Source organism: Acinetobacter sp. ANC 4178, from assembly GCF_004331175.1.
Classification (GTDB): domain Bacteria; phylum Pseudomonadota; class Gammaproteobacteria; order Pseudomonadales; family Moraxellaceae; genus Acinetobacter.
Genome location: NZ_SJOD01000001.1, coordinates 831,697 through 852,395, shown reverse-complemented (window position 1 = coordinate 852,395; position 20,699 = coordinate 831,697). Strand labels below are relative to the sequence as shown.

Genomic DNA, 20,699 nt, shown 5'->3' with positions numbered 1-20,699 from the left:
TTTTTACCGAAAGTGATCGGTTTTTAGAAATCACTATTATCATACAGATGTGACATACGTTTTTGCTTTGTCTCTAGATAAGCTTTGTTAAAAATATTTAAGCCAACTTTTAATGGAATCCGTTCAACAACATTAATTCCTAAATCAGTTAAAGATTTAATTTTAAGCGGATTATTTGTAATGAGTTTTACATTCTTTATTTTTAAATAATCTAACATAATGGTGCACATGTCATATTTACGAGCATCTGCTGGTAAATTTAATAATAAATTGGCGTCAAGAGTATCATGTCCTTGGTCTTGAAGTGCATAGGCTCGAATTTTATTGGTTAATCCTATGCCACGGCCTTCTTGGCGCAGGTATAAGATCACACCTTGACCTGCATCATTGATCATTTTCATAGTTGAATGTAATTGAGGACCACAGTCACATTTGAGTGATGCGAAAGCATCGCCTGTTAAGCATTCTGAATGAATTCTGACGAGTACAGGTTGATCAGAAATAGTACTCATCCCTTTGACAAGAGCAATATGTTCTTCGCCAGTATTTTGGTCTTGAAACGCTATAATTTCAAAATCGCCAAATGCAGTAGGTAACTTTGATTTGGAAATAAATTCTATAGCCACTGAAGGATCCACCTATATGTTGGTATTGGATGAAATATGTTCAATCAACCTTAAAAGCATGAGTGCACTTTTTGAGGTTATAAAGTGCTGACTTTAACTTTTAATTAAAGAATATGTATTAGATAGTGAATTTTATGTGAAATCTTTTTTTAGAATAACCATATTTTTCATCGATATTAGAGCTTTTTCATCAATCAAAAAGATGATCATTTTGTGATTTATGCAAGAGATCTATTGGAAATAATCCAGTGATTAATCAAAAAAAATTCTGCTTAAAATGCTAATTTTGATGAATTTAGTTGCATAAACTGGTTGGTCAGCATTTATAAAGCATTCTTTACAACACTAAAAAAGGCATCAATCTCTAGTCGCAATTACAAAGCATAGAAAAAGCTCTATGGAGTGGGCTTTGGCTGTAAGCTACTGTTAATGATGAATTCGTCGGGAATTAAAGAGTCGATTAAATGTACAAGGCTCTGATTTAATAACTTATCATCGAAAGAATATGTAATCTATACCGTGATCACAAGCAGATGAACACCCTCTGCAACGACATCATAAAATTCTGAACTCGATCAGATCGAATATAGTTTTACCGACCAAAAACATTCTTTTTCAACTTAAAGATATACCTACTGCATACAGTCCACCTAAAATTAAACAAAAAGCTGAGCTGATATACCAAAATAAATCACTATTACCAACGAATTTTGACTTCAATATTGGAAAAGAAAAACCACGAATAAGGAGGGTCACTGCAAGCATTGAGAGTATGATGTTACTAAATGGTAATCGTGTTATTCCTTTTGCGGCAAAATATGCATAAGTTGAGCATAGCAAGAGCATTAAACCTACAGCGATAGTGATTAAATGTGGATATAATTTTCCTCTTTCAACCATATCGACTATGCTTTTACCTGCCCCTAAAAAACGATAACCATTTGCCCCCCAAACAACACAAATAAAATGGAGTAGGGCAGCACATAACGTCAAGATTGCTGCAAGATATAATGCGATGGTTGATAATGATTGCATCAGTATTTATGGCTTAAATAATATTTATAAAATTCATTATACATAACCCGAATCCTGTTTAAGTCAAGGATTCCATAATTTGAATTTTTGGTTTATTTCGTTGGGTTAATTGATATGCGCATAACGATGCGTAAATCCCACTTAGAAATCCATGAATACTACGTGCTTTACTCGTCACTAAATTGTATTGACCTTTCAATAAGCTGAATAACATTTCTATTTTATTACGCTGTTTTAAGTGATATTCATCTCATACACAGAGTTGAACAGACTGCATATTCTTTCGATGATATGTAATCAAATCAATACCTTGACTTTTTAATCTGCTTTTTAAGTCTTGGCTGATATAGCCACGATCTGCATAAAGCTTTGCTTCTAAGCCTTCAACTAAATGCTCAACCATTTTTATGTCAGCCACATGTCCATTAGATAAAGCAGAACATGCTATTTCACCCAATTGATTCATCCCGATATGTAATTTACAGCCATAAAACCAGCCCATCGAGCTTTTACCACGTGATGCAATTTTAGCTAATGATTTATGGCGTTGAATCCGTTGATTTTTACAGACAGGTAAAGTGGTTGAATCAACCCATAAATATTGGCTGCGTTGGTCTTTCATTAAGGCGACATGTAAAGCATGTAGTGCCAATTGATGCATATTGATGAGGTGAATCATCCGTTGGTAGCAGGGTAAATTTTTAAATAAATGATTTTTATTCTGTTTCAACCATGAAAAGAATGCTTTGAAATTGTTGATATGAGAACACTTATACCAAATGGCGATAAAATTGATTTCTGAGAGACTCAATTGGGCTGGTCGAATTCTTATAGAGTGATGACTTTGTTTGAGAAATTTCCAATAAGTTGCTTCAAATTCAAGAAAGAAATCATCGATTACGCAGAATAATTCGGTACTATTGAACATCAGGACTAGAGCTTTAAGTTTGGTGTGGTAACTCAACTGATGGCTCTAGTTCCTTTATTTTTCAAGTCAATTTCTTATCCGCGATTCGGGTATTAGATAGTGAATTTTATGTGAAATCTTTTTTAGAATAACCATATTTTTCATAGATATTAGAGCTTTTTCATCAATCAGAAAGATGATCATTTTGTGGTTTATGCAAGAGATCTATTGGAAATAATCCAGTGATTCATCAAAAAGAAATTTCTGCTTAAAATGCTAATTTTGATGAATTTGGTTTTTTAGGATATTTTTTAATCAAATTCTCACAGATGACATGATAGATTCAATATATACAAAAGCTGTTGATGATATGAACTTTTGTGGTCAAAAGATTTCATATCAGTATGCCAATACAATTCATCTACCAGAAATGACTGCGAAAATAGAAAAGGTGGGGTTCGGCTGAACGACACGAGTTATCAAAAATAGACAAGGTACTAGTGCGAACTATAGATAAATAGGGGGATTCTTGTCGAAGTTTGTCTCAAGCAAAAATAAATGAGCTTGGCTTATTTGAAGATAAACTTAAGTGTAGGATTTTTAAAGTTAGGATTAATGAGATATATATTTTCTTTTTAAATAGATGGGGAGGATTAGGTAGAATTTATTCCTCCATTTTTCATAAAACAGAAAAACGGTAAACATATTTATTTTCTGAATTTTATACATAAAAGCTACATGTGAAATATTTTCGGATTGAACAGAATAGAATCTTTGAAACTTAGTCGAGTCTGATGTTTATTTTATAGGATAAGATTAATGTAATTAAGAATGATTATTTTTATTAGGTGCTGGATGGTATTTTCTAGTATTTGATTTTTTAAATATTTAAAAAAATTAATTTAAATTTAAGGTCACTTTTGTAAGGTATTAATATCGATTTATATTTTTGAATTTTGGGGTTGTTATGAAAAATAAATATCCTTTTCCAATAATGATTATGCATTGGCTTACACTTTGCCTTGTGGTGTTGGCGTATCTCACAGGTGGAGACCCAACCGTACATCTAAAAAGTGGAGAACTCCATGTTTTCGCTGGGGTATCCGTATTTTTGCTATTTTTTATCAGAATTATAATGATTTTTACTTATAGAAAAGATATTCCGCTGAACAAGCCTATGAGTAAATATCAACGAACTTTATTTTTGATGGTGAAATACACGCTTTATTCATTGTTGTTTTTAATTCCTGTACTGGGCTGGGTTACTTTATCTGGTTTAACAGAGAGTTATCAGCTTTTTGGAATGAATTTACCTCTCATGAGTAATTCATGGGATGTTGAAAAAATTGGAGAAATCCATGAATTTCTAGGTAGTTCTTTCATGGTGCTAATAGGCTTTCATGCATTGACTGCATTAATTCATCATTATGTATTTAAAGATAACATTTTGAAAAGTATGCTTTATTTTAAAAAGTGAACCAAGAGCTTGAAAGATTATGATTGAATCAAATATTGATCTTGAGTTAAGGGCGAAAGCTGCTTCAAAGTCAACATGGATAAGTGTTGCTGTTAATGTTTTCTTATCGATTGGGCAGATATGGATTGGTCTGTTTTCTAAATCACAAGGTTTAGTTGCAGATGGTATTCATACTTTAAGTGATTTAGTTGCGGACTTTATTGTATTAGTGGCCAATCGTCATAGTCAAAAAGCGCCAGATGACGTTCATCCTTATGGTTATCTTCGTTTTGAAAATGCAGCATCTTTTATACTGGGTTTAATTTTACTGTCCGTTGGGGTCGGAATGCTATGGACGGCAACCCATAAAATTCTTCATCCTGAGCAAATTCCCCAAGTTCATAGCATAGCGCTTTGGGTAGCAATAACCGCATTGATCTGTAAGGAACTCTTGTTCCGCTATATGCTCTCTATTGCCAAAAAAGTAAAATCGAGTTTATTGATTGCGAATGCTTGGCACGCACGTTCAGATGCAGCATCTTCATTTGTTGTGGCATTAGGGATTATAGGGAATCTTGCGGGATACCCGATTCTTGATCCAATCGCGGCGTTAATTGTCGGTTTAATGATTGCTAAAATGGGTTTCGACTTTAGCTGGACAGGCTTACATGATTTGATGGACAAGTCGGCAAATGAAGATGAGATTGCTGCTATTAAAGAAACCTTATTGAATAAAGAGGGTATATTGGGTTTGCATCAACTCAGAACCCGTAAAATGGGTGATATGATTATTGTGGATGTTCATTTGGAAGTCAGTGGCGAGCAAAGTGTAAGAGAAGGACATAAAATAGCAGTAGATGCCAGAAATGAAGTCCTCAAAAAACATAATGTAATTGATGTGGTTACTCACATTGACCCGATATAATTTGAAAGTAGAAATAAATAGGCATCAAGAATAAATAAGATTCAAGATGCCTGAATTTAAAAGATTTATTGAAAATACCCAATCAGTTCATTTGTTTCAATTAAGCCTAGAATTTGTATTTTTTAATCATATTCTTTTGTATTACCTCAATATTTCAATCACCATGGTGATCACGAAAAGTTTAAGCTCAATTGGCACTCTTTTCAGCACAACTTTTATTTTTAATATCCGTAAATTGCCTTTTATAGCATTAGATACATGTCCTAAGAGCAACAAGTTCTTGTGTAAATTTTTACTGCTAGAAGAGAGCGTATGAGGTCGATTTAATTGTTAATGGTTGTGAATATAGCCACGGTACTGAATTTATTCTACTTCATCATACATAGCATTATTTTCATAGGTAATAACAAAGTGATTATCAATACGTTATTTAAAATTTCCATAGTTTTATGTGGTATTACAGACTGTGCTTATGCCATAGTATATTGTATGAATTAGAATAAATTTTAGCCTTTAAAAATATAGCTTGATCTGCTAGAACTCTTAGGAATAACGTAGCAGACATTAATAAGAAAGCTCTGAAACTAGGGTTGATTAGATCAAATATTTTTACAGAGATGCTGTGCTCACAATGATAAAGAAGTTATTGGTCTAGCCTAGAGTTTAGACAAGTGAAACCGAGTTTTCTGTGACAAGACATAGGGGCAAAAACCATGAAGCCGAGTCAGGAGGTTGCTGTTAAGTGCTCTGATGTCACGAAGGACTATGGTGTCGGTGATGTGAAAGTAACTGCATTGCGTGGAATTAATCTTGAAGTCTATCAAGGTGAATTACTTATTCTAGCGGGCCCTTCGGGCTGCGGCAAAACAACCTTAATTTCAATTATCGGGGGGATCCTAAAACGTGATGCAGGCATATGCACAATACTCGGTAAAGATTTAGAAAACATGAATACAGCCGAGCGTGCGCATTTTCGAGGAACTTCTATCGGTTTTGTTTTTCAAACCTTCAACTTGCTCCCTTCATTGACTGCCGCTGAAAATGTTGCCGTACCTTTATTAATCAGTGGCAAAGAGCGCAAGTTTGCTCTTCAACGTGCTCGGGTCATTCTAGATCAGGTTGGGCTTTCGGGACGTGAAGATGCACTTCCTAGCCAACTTAGTGGTGGGCAACAGCAGCGTGTGGCAATCGCACGTGCGCTTGTGCATGAGCCTAAAATCATTATTTGTGATGAACCGACGAGTAATCTAGACCATGCCACTGGACATGCCATGATGGAGATCCTGCGAAATGTGGCACAAGCACCAGATCGCGCATTGGTCGTTGTAACACATGACACTCGCATTTATGAGTTCGCAGACCGTATCGCGCACATGGATGATGGGAAGATTTCCAAAGTGACTGTTGGAACTGAGGAGGAAGTGCAATGATACGTAAATATTTACTCCCGATACTCGCACTGATCGGTCTGTTGCTTGCGGTGACGATGGTACTGATCGGTAACCGACAATCACCGATATCTCAACCGGTGGTACAGTCGCCAAAACCTCCTTTTGCGCGCTACGTCGCTGGGGCAGGAATTATTGAGGCAAGTACAGGAAACATCGTGGTTGGCACGCCTCTGTCTGGTGTTGTGGTTGAGCTTTATGTGCATGAAGGCAGCGAGGTGAAGGTTGGCGATAAGCTGTTTAAGATCGATGATCGTGAGCTTCAGGCACAACTTATACCTGCGATGGCGAAAATCAAAGAAATTACCGCGCGTCTGGCGCAAGCCAAGAGTCAATTTGAACTTGCGAATAGCTTATCGGATAAACGTGCGATTAGCGTCGAGGAACTCAACAATCGGCGCTTTGCAGTTCAGCTTGCCCAAGCAGAGTTGGCCTCTGCCCAAGCGCAGGTTAAGCAAATTCAGATGGATATCGAGCGCTATACTGTACGTGCATTAATCCATGGTCGCGTATTACAAAACAAGATACGCATTGGTGCTTTCGTGCAAGGTGGTGCTCCGAGTGAATCTTCTATGTTGCTTGGCAATGATGATCGGCTATTTGTACGTGCTGATATTGATGAGAATGATGCATGGCGAATTCAGCCAGGGGCACAGGCTGTAGCATTTGTGCGTGGCAATCCGAATCTGCAAACTGCTCTGAAATTTGAACGCGTTGATCCATACGTATTACCCAAAACCTCACTGACGGGCGATAACACCGAGCGGGTCGATACCCGTGCCTTACAGGTGATTTATAGTTTTGATCACGCCACCTTGCCTATCTACGTTGGGCAACAAGTTGATGTGTTCATTGAGACAAAAGTAGATAAATCTTCGAAGAGTAAGCCTTCACAATCCGCAGCAACACCGTCTTCCGAGAAGATGTTGTGATGATTCTGTCCGTCTGCATGCATTGAAGGAGTAGCAAATGTTACGTATAGCCTTAAAAATGTTGCTGGGTGATCGCGCTAAATACGTGGGCTTAATCTTTGGTATTACCTTTACCTCATTTTTGGTGACCTTTGCTGCGTCCTACTTTGCTGGAATTATGACACGTGGTTACGCTCCCATCGCTGAGAATGGTGCTGTAGATGTGTGGGTGATGGATCCTGCGGTAAACTCGGTTGAGCAAACGACCAATATGTCTCTACAAGCATTGGCAAGAGTTCGCAGCGTTGCAGGAGTACAGTCAGCAGTGCCACTGATGTTTGCCACAGCAGATGTCCGATTCCCAGATGGGCGTTACCAGCCCTTTCAGGTGATTGGTGTCGATGATGCAACCTTAATCGGTATGCCACCCCTTCAAAATGATGTGATGCCTAGTTTGCTGAGAGTACCTGATGCCGTAGTGGTTGATGCGGGAGGAACGATTGGTAAATTGGAGACCTCACTTCAAATGTCGGATCAAGGGACACGTGGCAAATTGGATCTCGATGCACCCACCCGTGAACTGATGACAGGCGATGAATTACTGATTAATGATCACAGCGTGCGGATTCTCGGTCAGTCACAAGGACTTCCTCGATTTCCTCCACGTCCGTTGCTATATACGACTTTTTCGAATGCGACTCGAATTTTGCCACCAGAACGACGTCAGCTCACATTCGTGCTGGTCAAATCTGCACCGAAGGTAGCGCCCGAAGACTTAGCCATTCGCATCGAGTCAGCAACGGGTTTGCGTGCACGGACATCTGCACAGTTTAAATCGGATACTGTGCATTGGTTTCTGCTGAACTCTGAAGATGTGGGAGACATCGGAGCCATGCTAACCTTGGCAATCTCTGTCGGTTTTGGTGTAACAGGCGTTATGCTCTACATGTTTACGAATGAAAACCTGCGTAATTATGCGGTGCTTAGTGCGATGGGGGCCACCCCCAGACTACTTTTGACCATGGTATTTGCTCAGGCGGGTTTGTGTGGGCTTCTGGGAACGGGCCTCGGGCTGGGACTCTGTGCCATGATTGGGCAGATGGCAATTATGGCAGGATATCCATTTCGGATAATGTGGTTCACCCCTGTGCTGGGTGCCGTGATTGTTGTACTGGTCTGCTTGGTTGCTGCTGCATTGAGCGTACGCCCTGTATTGAAGATGGAACCAAGCCAAGTATTTTCAGGGCGTTGAGTGCAATGTGTGCAGCATTCATGGTGAGGAGTATAGGGAAATAAAGTGAAATACTAATCACTACTGCAGGCTCAGTTTCTACGAGTAAGTTTTAAGAAAACCTACAGCAGTATGATCGATTCATATAGAGCGCTAAGCTTTAGCTTTTTGAATAATTCAAACTATTTATTGTCAAAACTTTATGCATGGATTACGGCTTTCTTCTTTTGTGGATGATAGCGGAAGCTGGCTCCTCTATGATTTTCAGGCAACAACGGACCTTGTCCAAATAGTTTTTCACGTAAAGTTCCAGTGGCATATGCAGTCTGGTAAACACCTCGCCGTTGAAGTTCTGGAACCACAAATTCAACAACATCTTCAAATGTTTTATGCGCCAAGATATAGGCAAGATTAAAACCATCAACATCTGTATCTTCTACCCACTCTTGTAGACGGTCTGCAATGGTTGTTGGTGAGCCGACGAGTACAGGGCCATTACCACCCACACTGATAAATTTAGCAATTTCCTCAATTGTCCAAATACGATCAGGATCAGCTTTTACATAGGAGTCCAGCATAGATTGAATAGCATTGGTATGAATGTATTCAACTTGATCGTCAGCATTAAATTGTGAGAAGTCCACCCCAGACCAGCCAGAAGCTAAGGTTAATCCACCATGATAACTTCCATATTGTTGATACTCTTTGAATTTAGCTTGCGCTTTTGCATCTGTTTCATCTACAACAATAGACAGCATGGTGTAAATTAAAATTGAAGAAGGATCCTTGCCGTTTTCTGCAAGTTTAGTGCGGATTCCTTGAACAAGTTTTTTTACTGCCGCTTTGGTTGGTGCAGAAATAAAAACACATTCTGCATTTTGACTGGCAAAAGTTTGTCCACGGTGTGATGCGCCAGCTTGATAGAGAACTGGTGTACGCTGCGGAGAAGGCTCACAAATATGAATGCCTGGGACGGTAAAATACTCACCTTCATGCTGAATAGGGTGGACTTTTGTATAGTCAGCGAAAATCCCTTTTTCTTTGTCTCGAAGCACGGCATCTTGCTCCCAAGACCCTTCCCAAAGTTTATACAGAACTTCAAGGTATTCATCGGCAATGTCATAACGATTGTCATGGCTGACCTGATTTTTTAGACCTAAGTTTTTAGAACCACTTTCTAAATATGAGGTCACAATATTCCAACCCACACGACCTTTGGTCAAATGGTCCAACGTACTCATACGGCGTGCAAAAGGATAGGGATGTTCAAAGGAAATAGAGGTGGTCACACCAAAGCCTAGGTGCTTGGTGACAGCAGCCATGGCAGGTACAATTTGCAGCGGATCATTGACAGGCACTTGTACAGCACCAGTCAGTGCATGTTCCGCAGATTGATGATAGACATCATAGATTCCCAATACATCTGCCAGAAAAATCCCATCAAATTTACCGCGTTCTAAAATTTGAGCCAAATCTGTCCAATATTCTAAGTCTTTATATTCTGTAGAACGGTCTAGCGGATGACGCCACAACCCCGGTGATTGATGGGCGATACAATTCATTTCAAAGGCATTAAATCTAATTTTCTTGGTCATCTTGGTTTTAAATAATATAAAAAGTATTAAATAATTTTAATGAGAAAATATTGAAGATTTAATAATAAAAAAATACATCATTATCATAATCAGTGTTTATGAAAATAAAGAATTTATTTATTGGCGTGGTGATATGTGCAATTAAATATAAAATTTATATTTTTATTGTAGTCTCTATAAAAGCGTATATGGAGAAATGTGAAATACTAACCATAAATAACGAAATGTATTTTCGAAAATATGATTTCGTTTGTGGATTAACTTATAAATATAAAATAAAAATAATGCTAGCTTAGGTTTTATAGCAATCTAGCTGAGTTTTTATAATGACTTCAAAAATTGAAATACAATTGGAAAGTGCACAGAACATTCCACGGGACTTTTATCATCAAGATGTTTTAGCTCATGTCATACGGACAGATGAAGAAGCGATACAAGTCGCAAAAACGTTGGCAGTCACATTTGCCAAAGAAGCCTCTAAACGTGATTATGAACGACAACTTCCATTGCAAGAAGTGCAACAATATTCAGCTTCTGGTCTTTGGGGCATTACTATTCCTAAGCAATTTGGCGGTGCGGGTGTCAGCTATAAAACTCTTGCAGAAGTGGTCAAAATTATTTCCAGTGCAGATTCATCTTTAGGGCAAATTGCACAAAACCATTGGGCGTTTTTAGAACATATTCGTTTGGATGCTTCATTGGAGCAGCAAGAGTTTTTCTTTGCTCAAGTTTTGCAGGGAAAACGGTTTGGAAATGCATTTTCTGAAAAAGGCTCTAAAACCGTTGCAGATTTAACAACAAGAATTGAATTTAAAGATGGGCACGCTGTTATTAATGGTCAGAAATTTTTTGCCACAGGTGCATTACTCGCCCATTGGATACCTATAGTGGCTGTAAGCGAAGAAGGGAAGCCCTTTGCTGCATTAGTGCCTCAACATACGCCAGGCTTGACGATTGTAAATGATTGGAGTGGATTTGGTCAGCGCACCACAGTCAGTGGGTCGGTACAGTTAGAGAATGTTCAGGTCGATTTAAAATACATTGTGCCGATTTATCAAGCCTTTGAACGACCAACCGCCGCAGGAGCAATCTCGCAATTTATTCAATCTGCTGTTGATGCTGGGATTGCACGTGGAGCGATTGACGAAACGATTGCGTATGTCCGTGCTTATGCACGGCCATGGATTGATTCTGGTTTAGAACGAGCATCGCAAGACCCATACACCATAGCCAATATTGGTGAGTTAAAAATTAAACTGCGCGCTGCAGAAGCTGTGCTTGCTTTGGCGGGTGAAGCAATTGATCAAGCTTTGCTGAATCCAACAGAAGAAACTGTGTCTGAAGCCACTTTAATTACAGCAGAATCTAAAGTACTGACCACAGAGATTGCCTTATTGGCGGCCAATAAACTGTTTGAACTTTCAGGTACACGCTCAACGCTGTCGGAGTTGAATTTAGACCGTCATTGGCGCAATGCACGTACACATACTCTGCATGATCCTGTCCGTTGGAAACTCAATATTGTTGGGAATTATTATTTAAATGATGTTCCGCCACCACGTCATGCATGGAGTTAATAGGAAAATATTATGACTATTCAAAATAATCAAAACTTGTCTTTAGGCGCTCATTACGAGCAAGTGGCTGGAAAATTCCGTGCTATTTTTCAGCGCATCGCAGAGGGCGCACTAGAGCGTGAAAAAAACCGAATATTACCTTATGACCCGATTCAATGGTTAAAGCAGGCGGGATTTGGCGCGCTACGTGTTCCTGTCGTTTTTGGTGGAGATGGCGTATCGCAAAAGCAGCTCTTTCAACTCTTAATTGAGCTAGCAAAAGCAGATTCTAATGTGGTTCAGGCATTGCGTGGACATTTTGCTTTTGTGGAAGATCGTTTAAATGCCCATAAGACAGAGCCACAAACCTTATGGTTTGAGCGCTTTGTAAAAGGTGACCTTGTAGGAAATGCATGGACGGAAATAGGCAACGTAGAAATAGGTGATGTCGTCACGCGTGTGACAGAGTCACAAAGTGGCAAGCTCTCTGTAAATGGTCAGAAATATTATTCGACAGGGACTATTTTTGCAGATTGGATTGATTTATTTGCCTTCGATGAAACCACAAATCAGCACGTTATTGCTGCGGTTTCAACACAGGTAGAGGGTATTCAAATTGTTGATGATTGGGATGGTTTTGGTCAGAAAACCACAGGTAGCGGAACTTTGAATATTCAAAATGTTGAAGTTACCCGTGATCACATCTTGCCATTTGAAGAGAGATTTAAATATCAAACTGCATTTTATCAAGTCGTGCATTTAGCAACTTTGGCGGGTATTGCACAAAATGCGGTAGAAGTTTTTACGCATGAAGTGCGTCAGCGTACCCGCATCTTCAGTCATGGCAATGCAGATTTGGTTCGTAATGATGCACAAATTTTACAAGTGATTGGTAAAGCCTCTGCACAGGCCTATGCGGCTGAAGCAATTACTTTAAGCACTGCCGAAGCATTGGACAACGCGTATTTGAGTCATTTCCAAAATGATGAAAATGTGGAACTACAAGCCAATGACTCTGCTGAACTCGCATCTTCACAAGGGCAGGTGGTCATTTCTGAACTGGTGCTGAATTTAACGACTGAACTGTTTAATGCACTCGGTGCGTCTGCCAGTACCACAGAAAAGCAATTAGACCGATTCTGGCGCAATGCACGTGTGGTTTCTTCCCATAATCCACTTATTTATAAACAGAAGGTGATAGGAGATTGGGTGGTAAATCAAGCGCCGTTGCCTTATGTTTGGCAAATTGGAAACAGCCCAGTGCTTAATCAAAAAGAAATTGCGGCTTAAAATGGATTGAAATTAAAAAGCCGCATATTGTGCGGCTTTTCTATGCTTATTAAAAAGAATGAGGATCGGTTTTTATTTTAAATATTCTGATCTAAATAACTAGAATCCTGCTTATTGCGCAAAATAAAGCCGAACAAGACGCAAAAAATACGGCACAAGATACGGTTATTGCCCAAAATAAAGCAGAACAAAATACCAAAAACCAAACTCAAGATGCGGAGTTAATCAGACTTGAGCAAATCAAAGCGGATAAGACTTATGTCGATAATATTGCAGTGAGCAAAGTTGATCGGGCAGAGGCTATTGCACGAGATAATCACATTTTAAAATCAGCCAATGAATATACAGACCAACGTATCAGTAATCTTGAAGCAACTTTTCAATCTGAGAATGATGAATTACGCGCTGGGATTGCAGGTGCCATGGCTTTAACATGGCTACCTCAGGCATTTGATTATGGTCGAGGGATGTTTAGTATTGCAGGAGCAAGCTATCGAGGTGAAACGGCTGTGGCGATAGGGGCAAGTGCAGTATTTGAAAGTGGTGTTACCGTTAAATTTGGAGCTACAACAGATAGTCAGAAGAATACAGGTGCGACGGTTGGCTTTGGTTACCATTTTTAATCGGATGGTTTAAGACAAAATTAACCACGGATTCATTTTTACCTAAATAGATGAGGCTCTAAGTCATGCAATTGGGTTGTGCTCAATGACTATATGTATTGCAAGATTGAATCATGGGTCACCACTTTTCTTTATTTTTGATTAGTATCTGAACCTATATGGAATTTTAATCAAAAGTAAAAGAGAATGAATATTTTAGAACAAATAATAAACTTTGCAGATCAGCAAATTTATATAAAGCGATGGTCAGTTGGAGTGAATCAGCAAGCCCCTATCATTTTATTGCATGAATCATTGGGAAGTGTAGAACTCTGGAAAGCTTTTCCTGAGAAACTTGCCGCAACGACGCAAAGGGATGTCATTGCTTATGATCGTCTAGGTTTTGGTAAGTCATCGCCATTAGCCCAGTTAAATTTAAATTTTGTGACCGATGAAGCATCCTCTACATTTCAACAGGTGCTACAGCATTTTCAGCTTGAGCAGTTTCTGGTTATGGGACACAGTGTTGGAGGTGGCATGGCAGCAGTTTGTGCAGGAGTGTATCCAGAACAATGTCGTGCCGTCATTACGGCTTCAGCACAAACTGAAGTCGAAGATGTAACCCTAGCAGGTATCCTGAAAGCTAAACATAGTTTTAATAATGAAAAATTTATTGGGCGATTAGCAAAATTTCATGGCGATAAAGCGCAGTGGGTTTTAAATGCATGGACGGATACATGGTTGTCCCCTACATTTGTAGATTGGAATATTAATGACCAGATTCGTCAGATTCACTGTCCAATGTTGGTGATTCATGGCGAGCAAGATGAATATGCAACGTTGGCTCAACCCCAACGTTTTGTTGATTTGGCAGCGGGCGAGACTGAACTACAAATTTTAAAGGATTGTGGTCATTTTCCGCATCAAGAAAAAGAAACTGAAGTCCTGAATTTGATTCATAATTTTATCAAAGACATTTAAATCATGCGGTATGGATTGTATTTCATTGAGGTTGAAAAGAATGTAGAAACACACCTTTAGCCTATGTGCTGAAGCACTGTTTCTACACTGCTGGAGTGAACTGGCAGAAAAAACTTAATTTGATGTAGCTGCTTTGGCTAAATAGTTTGCCATCTCTTCCTTTGGCACCATGCCGCCCCCCGTGCCCCAAACAATATGATGGGCATTCTGCAGTTGTTGCGCCGTGAAATGATGCATTGCAGCATATTCAGGATGCTTTGAAATGAGTACGGGCCCCAACATGCCAGCTAGAGCTGAAGGTTCTAATTGCAGTTTTTCGGTTTGATCCAGCAAACCCAGCAATAAATAGAGCGTTTGATCGTCCAAAGTGTAAAGACCATCCAATAAACGTTGCATAGCACGACCAACAAACCCAGAAGCACGGCCAACAGCGAGTCCATCTGCATCGGTGATGTTGTCGATGCCGATGTCTTGTACTGAGATTTGATCATGCAAGCCCGTGGCAATGCCCAATAACATGCAAGGAGAATGTGTTGGTTCGGCAAAAAAACAATGCACATGATCGCCAAATGCCATTTTTAAACCAAAGGCCACACCACCTGGGCCACCACCGACACCACAAGGTAAGTAGACCAATAAAGGGTGTTCTTGATCGACTTGAATATCACGTTGTTGTAATTGCTGCTTTAAACGTTCCCCTGCCACGGCATAGCCTAAAAACAGGTTTTTGGAGTTTTCATCATCTATAAAATAGCAGTTTGGATCTGAAAGCGCGGCTTTGCGTCCTGCTTCAACTGCAACACCATAATCTTCTGTGTATTCAACTACGATAACACCATGTGCACGTAATTTGTCTTTTTTCCATTGCCGAGCATCTGCCGACATATGTACTGTTACATCAAAACCCAGTTGTGCACTCATGATGCCAATCGATAGCCCTAGATTTCCAGTTGACCCTACTGCAATACGATATTGACTGAAAAACTTTTTAAATTCAGACGAGTTTAATTTGGCATAGTTGTCTTGAAGGGTGAGTAAGCCTGCATCGAGTGCTAGTTTTTCTGCAAAATAGAGCACTTCATAAATACCTCCACGGGCTTTAATCGAGCCAGAAATGGGTAAATGGCTATCTTTTTTAAGCCAAAGTTTTCCCTCAATTTTTTGTTCAAATTGTATCTCTAATTGCTGTTGCATCTTTGGAATAGATACCAGTTCAGATTCAATGATGCCATTGTTTGCGGCCGTTTCTGGAAATGCAGTCATTAAATAGGGTGCAAAGCGAGCTAAACGCTCACGTGCGTCATCAATATCTGCCTGATGAAGTCCAACATAAGGCAATCCTTCTGCTAATGTCGTGAAATCAGGATTAAACCAAATGGTTTCTTTCAGTTCGATCAATGTTTTAACGACGGGGTACTGTTGAGTGAGTTGCTGGATCTGTTGAGGATTCATGTGATGGCTCATATAGGTTTTGCAGGCTAAAAACAGAAATATTCAGTGGCAAGACAATGACGGTGAGCTTATTTCAATGTATTTACTACACGGGGTCAAATGATGATATTTGATTTATGCGTGAAAATAATTCATCTGTAATGTGCTTTAGTGTTGAATAAAACATATTTAGATGAATTGATTTTAAGTTAAAACGTATGCTTAACTTTTTTATCAAGATGAGAGCCATGAATAGAGATAAAACAAATGAGTATGTTCTATAACAACCTAACAGGTTTTCAGTTATCCAAACTTTATACTTTTGAAGTTGCTGCAAGACACGAATCATTTGCCATGGCAGCCGCTGAGTTATGTTTGACACCGAGTGCTGTCAGCCATCAAATTAATCAATTAGAAAAAGAACTCAACATCCAATTATTTGAACGGTTGCATCGTAAAGTGGTCTTGAGCCATGCAGGACACAGATTGCTGGCGGCTTTGCAACTATCTTTTGACCATTTAAATACTGAAATAAAAGCAATTCAAAATCAGGCTTTGGCAGGTTCTCTCACCATCTATGCACGACCCTCGATTACTCAATGTTGGCTGATTCCTAAATTGCAGGATTTTATCCAACAATATCCATTGATCGAATTGTCCATTTTAACAGGCAATGAGATGGTGAATTTTCAACGCACAGGTATTGATTTAGCGCTGTATTTTGGCCATCAATCATCACAACATTTAAATTATGATTACTTGATGGATGAACACATCGTACCTGTTTGTAGTTCAGAATATGCGAAAAAAATGAATTTAATTGGTTATGCACAGCATTTAAAAGATTGTACTTTGTTGCATGACAGCCAAGCATGGCACAACGGTACGGGAACTGAAGAGTGGCGGAGTTGGGCAAGTCATTTTGCAGTAGAACTGAATACGTCAAAGGGCATGCAGTTTGATCGCTCAGATTTGGCGCTCTTGGCTGCAAAACAGCATTTGGGCATTTGCATGGGGAGAAAAAAGTTAGTGCAACAAGATCTTGAAAATGAAAGATTAATAATCCCATTTCCTGAAATGTCTTTGGCATGTGAACAGCATTATTACCTTGCTTTGCCGAAAGGTCGGGTGTTGCCGAAAGTCGATGCTTTTGTAACATGGTTAAAAGCACAGACCTGATTTTTGAATAATGCTATGTGGTTGAAGTGAAATAATTTTGTAAACACAGAAAGCCTGAATTAGGTGGAATATTCTGTTGATCAGTATTTTGTAAAGTATCTCAGAATTTGGAGAGAGGTTTAAAAATAAATTAAACTTATCATATTGATTTTTATTTATATTAATTATTTTTTTGAGTTGAATGCTCAAAGCATTTTCAATCACAGCACCATTCATCTGTAACGTGAGTAATGCTGCATAATTTTCTTTCTAGATTGTCAATTTACGTCATAAAGTGTCATAAAATTCAGCTTGGCGCTGGTCAAAAACGCTAAATTTTTATACTATACCGCAAACTTTATAATTACGACATCCACTTTATATTTATTAAAAACATTATGTTGAATCATATTTATGCTGCTTTTGAACAGCTGGGATTCACTACACAAAAGCGTGTATTACATATCCAGTTTGCCAATGCGTTGCTGAATCAGCAGGTCTATTTACAGCGAATAGATGGGACGCATGGCTTAAATCAAGGCTTAACCGCCAGTTTAATTTGCTTGTCGACACATGCATTTATTCCGCTAAAACAGTTTATTGGCTGTCAGGTTGCTATAGACCAAGTGACTGACACAGGCCAATTGAGCCGTATCACAGGGATCATCACCCAAGCTCAAGCTGGAGCAAGTGATGGTGCACTGACCTTATATCGCCTCACACTTGAAGACCCGACCACATTATGGAAACAACGCCGTAACAGTCGTGTGTTTATGAATAAAAATGTGGTGGATGTGGTCAACATTCTGTTCCAAGAGTGGCAACAAAAAAGTCCGCTATTTGCGGCAAGCCTGAGCCTTGATTTAGCAGGGTTGAGCCGAGAGTACGACATTCGACCTTTCATCATGCAAAGCAATGAAAGTGATTATGATTTTCTGACGCGCCTAATGAGAAGCGAAGGGATGAGTTGGCTGATTGATGAAGCCCAAACACTGCTTGCCCAAATTCACCAACCGATTCAAGCACAAAAGCTACGCTTAATTGATGATAACCAACACTACCAAGCTCTGCCACGACGTTTTATTCGCTTTCATCAAAGCAGTGCCGTTCAAGCCGTAGATAGCATTATCGATTGGCAGGCACAACGCCAGTTACAGCCCACAGCAGTGCATGTTCAGCGCTGGCAAGCTGATGCACTGACCCAAGATGATGGTGCAGGCAGCGTGCAAAGCAAACATCAGCAGAGTGAGCAATATGATGTTGCGAGTTTAGGACTAGAGCAAGCATGGCATTTTGCACCTGCATGGATGCAAGACCTGAATGGGGAGGATGGTGCAACAGCATCGGGCAATCCGCAACTAGAACAATTTAACCAGCAGCTATCGGACTATTACCATGCACAAGCCAAGCATTTCTGTGCACAGTCTACGGTGCGAGATGCTCATGTGGGTTACTGGTTTGAACTGCAAGATCATCCAGAAATTAATCAACACAGTGGTGCAGACAAAGAATTTCTCATTACAGAAAAAACCTTTTATAGCCAAAATAACCTACCGAAAGATTTAAACCAGCAATTGGAGCAACTTCTCCAACAAAGTCATTGGCAATTCACGTCTACACAGAGCAGCATTGCAAGTGAACAACGCCAAGGCAATCTGCTGAGCTTACAACGTCGACAGATTAAAACTGTCCCCGCTTATCATCCCGAGCAGCATCGACCACTTGCTCACCCGCAACGTGCTCAGGTGGTTGGACCGAATGGTGAAGAAATCCATGTCGATGAATGGGGACGCATCAAAGTTCGCTTTCTATTCACAAGAAATGAAGACCATACGCATGATGGTGGTGCGGGCAGCAATGATAACGATACGGACTCTGCTTGGGTGGATGTACTGACCCCATGGGCAGGTGAAGGCTACGGGGCACGTTTCTTGCCACGAATTGGGGAAATTGTAGTCATTGACTTCTTTCAAGGAGACATTGATCGTCCTTTCGTGGTGGGACGTCTTCATGAAGCACAGCGTTCTCCTACAAAATTCGATCATGCAGGACAACTGCCTGATACCAAAAAACTGGCAGGCATTAAATCTAAAGAATATCAGGGAGAGGGCTTTAACCAGCTCCGATTTGATGACACCACAGGTCAAATTAGTGCCCAGTTGCAAAGCAGCCATGCGGCAAGTCAACTCAACTTAGGTAAACTGAGTCATCCCAAAGCCACCGAAGAAAGTGAAGACCGAGGAGAAGGCTTTGAACTGCGTACTGATGCTTGGGGGGCAGTACGTGCAGGTAAAGGTTTACTAATTAGTGCTGCAAGCCAAAATAATGCTTCAGATATTCAATTGAATATTCAAGAACTGTTAATGCAATTGAAGGAGTCATTAGATCAACTTAAAACCCTAGAAAACAATGCTCGAACCAGTAAAGTCTTTCAAGATGAAAATTATCAAATTAGTCAAGGTCTTCTAACTCAAGTTGAGAGTACCTTAGAAAAATTCGAAGAATCTAATATTTTAGTCAGTGCTCCCAAGGACTTTATTTCAGTAAGCCAGCAAAATCAAACTCATGTTGCTAAAGACAATCTAAAAATGATGGCTGGGAAACAATTTGATTTGAGCTCATCTGGTGAATTGACTGCTCATGCAGCAAAAGGCTTAAGTTTTTATACACAAGAAAAGGGAATTAATGCTTTTGCCTCACAAGGGAATATCAAGATTCATGCACAAAATGATGAGCTAGATTTAGCATCTTTAAAAGATTGCAAGATTATGAGTACTGAAAATGCCATCACGATTGCAGCCAAAAAAGAAATTATGCTGACTTGTGGTGGTGGGTACATCAAAATAAAAACTGATGGTTCAATTGAAATTAATAGCCCCGGATTAGTCGAAGTAAAATCTTCTCAAACTAAGTTTCTTAAAGGGAGCAATCATAATTTTCAGTTGCCGAATATTTCTAGCAAAATCTGTATTCCATGTTTATTAGATGCGGCTAGGAAATCATTACCGTTTGTACATCGGGAAATTTGATATGAATACTAATCAGCTCTTTGATCATATTTCTCAACAGCAAGAATCGAATCCAAGTTTAAATTTTTATTTGCTTTTAGATACTGCAAAAAATCATATCTACATCAGACGGTGGTTAAAGACATTGCCGGAAAAACAATTCAATCAAATTGGGAACTTATTTCACGGCACTATCGATGAAACTTCACCTTTAGAAGTATCTCCTTTGTTGCTGCACATCAAACAAGAAAATAATGAAGTACTGCAACGGACGCTTTTAGTCAGCGAGAATATAGGGATGTTTTCACTGATAGAAACATCTTTGTCTAAACAATCACTAATAAAGCATTTACAGCCATTTTTACAGGCCGAGATGCCGAATGGTGAGCTGGCTTTGTTCCGGTTTTATGATCCATCCATTACTAAAATCCTAGATAAGATGTTGGATGAGCAGGAATATCAAAAATTATTTAAGCCCTTGAATAATTGGTGGGTTCAGCAAGCCAACGACACCTTTAATAATTTAGTGAGCGATTGAT

At 39.4% G+C, this 20,699-nt stretch carries 15 protein-coding genes and 2 pseudogenes; 12 read left to right on the top strand and 5 right to left on the bottom strand.

Features of this window, described 5'->3' with window-relative positions; all coding sequences use genetic code 11:
• Window positions 1-23: 23 nt before the first annotated feature.
• The 3 genes and pseudogenes from ribA to E0H87_RS03990 form a co-directional block, all read right to left on the bottom strand.
• Window positions 24-626 (bottom strand): GTP cyclohydrolase II, encoded by a 603-nt coding sequence (gene ribA / locus E0H87_RS04000; protein ID WP_131322410.1) that lies wholly within the window; start codon window positions 624-626, stop codon window positions 24-26.
• Between the two features lie 615 nt (window positions 627-1,241).
• Window positions 1,242-1,661, bottom strand: a complete 420-nt coding sequence (locus E0H87_RS03995) for a hypothetical protein (RefSeq protein ID WP_131322409.1) — start codon at window positions 1,659-1,661, stop codon at window positions 1,242-1,244.
• A gap of 58 nt (window positions 1,662-1,719) precedes the next feature.
• A pseudogene (locus E0H87_RS03990) lies at window positions 1,720-2,589 on the bottom strand (IS982 family transposase).
• Window positions 2,590-3,535: 946 nt separating this feature from the next.
• Here E0H87_RS03990 and E0H87_RS03985 point away from each other — a divergent pair.
• From E0H87_RS03985 to E0H87_RS03965, 5 genes are all read left to right on the top strand, one after another.
• The gene (locus E0H87_RS03985) at window positions 3,536-4,045 is read left to right on the top strand and encodes a cytochrome b (protein WP_131322408.1); all 510 of its coding nucleotides are present in this window, start codon (window positions 3,536-3,538) and stop codon (window positions 4,043-4,045) included.
• A 19-nt stretch (window positions 4,046-4,064) separates the two neighbouring features.
• Window positions 4,065-4,949 (top strand): cation diffusion facilitator family transporter, encoded by an 885-nt coding sequence (locus tag E0H87_RS03980; RefSeq protein WP_131322407.1) that lies wholly within the window; start codon window positions 4,065-4,067, stop codon window positions 4,947-4,949.
• A 713-nt stretch (window positions 4,950-5,662) separates the two neighbouring features.
• A complete protein-coding gene (locus tag E0H87_RS03975) occupies window positions 5,663-6,379 on the top strand; it encodes an ABC transporter ATP-binding protein (protein WP_131322406.1) in 717 nt (238 codons plus the stop codon).
• Window positions 6,376-7,329: an efflux RND transporter periplasmic adaptor subunit gene (locus E0H87_RS03970; protein WP_131322405.1), complete on the top strand. Its 954-nt coding sequence runs from the start codon at window positions 6,376-6,378 to the stop codon at window positions 7,327-7,329. The genes E0H87_RS03975 and E0H87_RS03970 overlap by 4 nt, the downstream gene beginning before the upstream one ends.
• A 37-nt stretch (window positions 7,330-7,366) precedes the next feature.
• Window positions 7,367-8,560: an ABC transporter permease gene (locus tag E0H87_RS03965; RefSeq protein ID WP_131322404.1), complete on the top strand. Its 1,194-nt coding sequence runs from the start codon at window positions 7,367-7,369 to the stop codon at window positions 8,558-8,560.
• A gap of 179 nt (window positions 8,561-8,739) precedes the next feature.
• On the opposite strand, the gene E0H87_RS03960 is transcribed toward E0H87_RS03965, so the two are convergent.
• On the bottom strand, window positions 8,740-10,134 hold the full coding sequence (locus E0H87_RS03960; RefSeq protein WP_131322403.1) for an LLM class flavin-dependent oxidoreductase: 1,395 nt from the start codon (window positions 10,132-10,134) through the stop codon (window positions 8,740-8,742).
• Window positions 10,135-10,529: 395 nt separating this feature from the next.
• Here E0H87_RS03960 and E0H87_RS03955 point away from each other — a divergent pair.
• The 4 genes and pseudogenes from E0H87_RS03955 to E0H87_RS03940 all read left to right on the top strand — a co-directional run.
• Window positions 10,530-11,711 (top strand): annotated as a pseudogene (locus tag E0H87_RS03955) (SfnB family sulfur acquisition oxidoreductase); the annotation flags it as partial.
• Between the two features lie 12 nt (window positions 11,712-11,723).
• Entirely contained in the window at window positions 11,724-12,980 is a 1,257-nt protein-coding gene (locus E0H87_RS03950) for a monooxygenase (protein WP_131322401.1), read from the top strand.
• A 275-nt stretch (window positions 12,981-13,255) separates the two neighbouring features.
• Window positions 13,256-13,603, top strand: coding sequence for a YadA C-terminal domain-containing protein (locus tag E0H87_RS03945; protein ID WP_131322400.1), 348 nt, complete (start codon window positions 13,256-13,258; stop codon window positions 13,601-13,603).
• 186 nt (window positions 13,604-13,789) lie between these two features.
• Entirely contained in the window at window positions 13,790-14,563 is a 774-nt protein-coding gene (locus E0H87_RS03940) for an alpha/beta fold hydrolase (RefSeq protein ID WP_131322399.1), read from the top strand.
• A 114-nt stretch (window positions 14,564-14,677) separates the two neighbouring features.
• Here the strand turns inward: E0H87_RS03940 and E0H87_RS03935 are convergent, their stop codons facing one another.
• Window positions 14,678-16,015, bottom strand: a complete 1,338-nt coding sequence (locus E0H87_RS03935) for a D-serine ammonia-lyase (protein ID WP_131322398.1) — start codon at window positions 16,013-16,015, stop codon at window positions 14,678-14,680.
• A gap of 246 nt (window positions 16,016-16,261) precedes the next feature.
• On the opposite strand from E0H87_RS03935, the gene dsdC reads away from it, so the two are divergent.
• The 3 genes from dsdC to E0H87_RS03920 all read left to right on the top strand — a co-directional run bounded on the left by dsdC (window position 16,262) and on the right by E0H87_RS03920 (window position 20,698).
• The gene (gene dsdC, locus E0H87_RS03930) at window positions 16,262-17,173 is read left to right on the top strand and encodes a DNA-binding transcriptional regulator DsdC (protein WP_131322397.1); all 912 of its coding nucleotides are present in this window, start codon (window positions 16,262-16,264) and stop codon (window positions 17,171-17,173) included.
• A gap of 377 nt (window positions 17,174-17,550) precedes the next feature.
• On the top strand, window positions 17,551-20,181 hold the full coding sequence (locus E0H87_RS03925) for a type VI secretion system Vgr family protein (protein WP_131322396.1): 2,631 nt from the start codon (window positions 17,551-17,553) through the stop codon (window positions 20,179-20,181).
• Window position 20,182: 1 nt separating this feature from the next.
• Window positions 20,183-20,698: a DUF4123 domain-containing protein gene (locus E0H87_RS03920; protein WP_131322395.1), complete on the top strand. Its 516-nt coding sequence runs from the start codon at window positions 20,183-20,185 to the stop codon at window positions 20,696-20,698.
• Window position 20,699: the final 1 nt, after the last annotated feature.

Coding starts and splice junctions, on each gene's coding strand:
- E0H87_RS03995 (WP_131322409.1), bottom strand. CDS start 1,661: ATGCAATCATTATCAACCATCGCATTATATCTTGCAGCAATCTTGACG.
- E0H87_RS03985 (WP_131322408.1), top strand. CDS start 3,536: ATGAAAAATAAATATCCTTTTCCAATAATGATTATGCATTGGCTTACA.
- E0H87_RS03980 (WP_131322407.1), top strand. CDS start 4,065: ATGATTGAATCAAATATTGATCTTGAGTTAAGGGCGAAAGCTGCTTCA.
- E0H87_RS03975 (WP_131322406.1), top strand. CDS start 5,663: ATGAAGCCGAGTCAGGAGGTTGCTGTTAAGTGCTCTGATGTCACGAAG.
- E0H87_RS03970 (WP_131322405.1), top strand. CDS start 6,376: ATGATACGTAAATATTTACTCCCGATACTCGCACTGATCGGTCTGTTG.
- E0H87_RS03965 (WP_131322404.1), top strand. CDS start 7,367: ATGTTACGTATAGCCTTAAAAATGTTGCTGGGTGATCGCGCTAAATAC.
- E0H87_RS03960 (WP_131322403.1), bottom strand. CDS start 10,134: ATGACCAAGAAAATTAGATTTAATGCCTTTGAAATGAATTGTATCGCC.
- E0H87_RS03950 (WP_131322401.1), top strand. CDS start 11,724: ATGACTATTCAAAATAATCAAAACTTGTCTTTAGGCGCTCATTACGAG.
- E0H87_RS03940 (WP_131322399.1), top strand. CDS start 13,790: ATGAATATTTTAGAACAAATAATAAACTTTGCAGATCAGCAAATTTAT.
- E0H87_RS03935 (WP_131322398.1), bottom strand. CDS start 16,015: ATGAATCCTCAACAGATCCAGCAACTCACTCAACAGTACCCCGTCGTT.
- dsdC (WP_131322397.1), top strand. CDS start 16,262: ATGAGTATGTTCTATAACAACCTAACAGGTTTTCAGTTATCCAAACTT.
- E0H87_RS03925 (WP_131322396.1), top strand. CDS start 17,551: ATGTTGAATCATATTTATGCTGCTTTTGAACAGCTGGGATTCACTACA.
- E0H87_RS03920 (WP_131322395.1), top strand. CDS start 20,183: ATGAATACTAATCAGCTCTTTGATCATATTTCTCAACAGCAAGAATCG.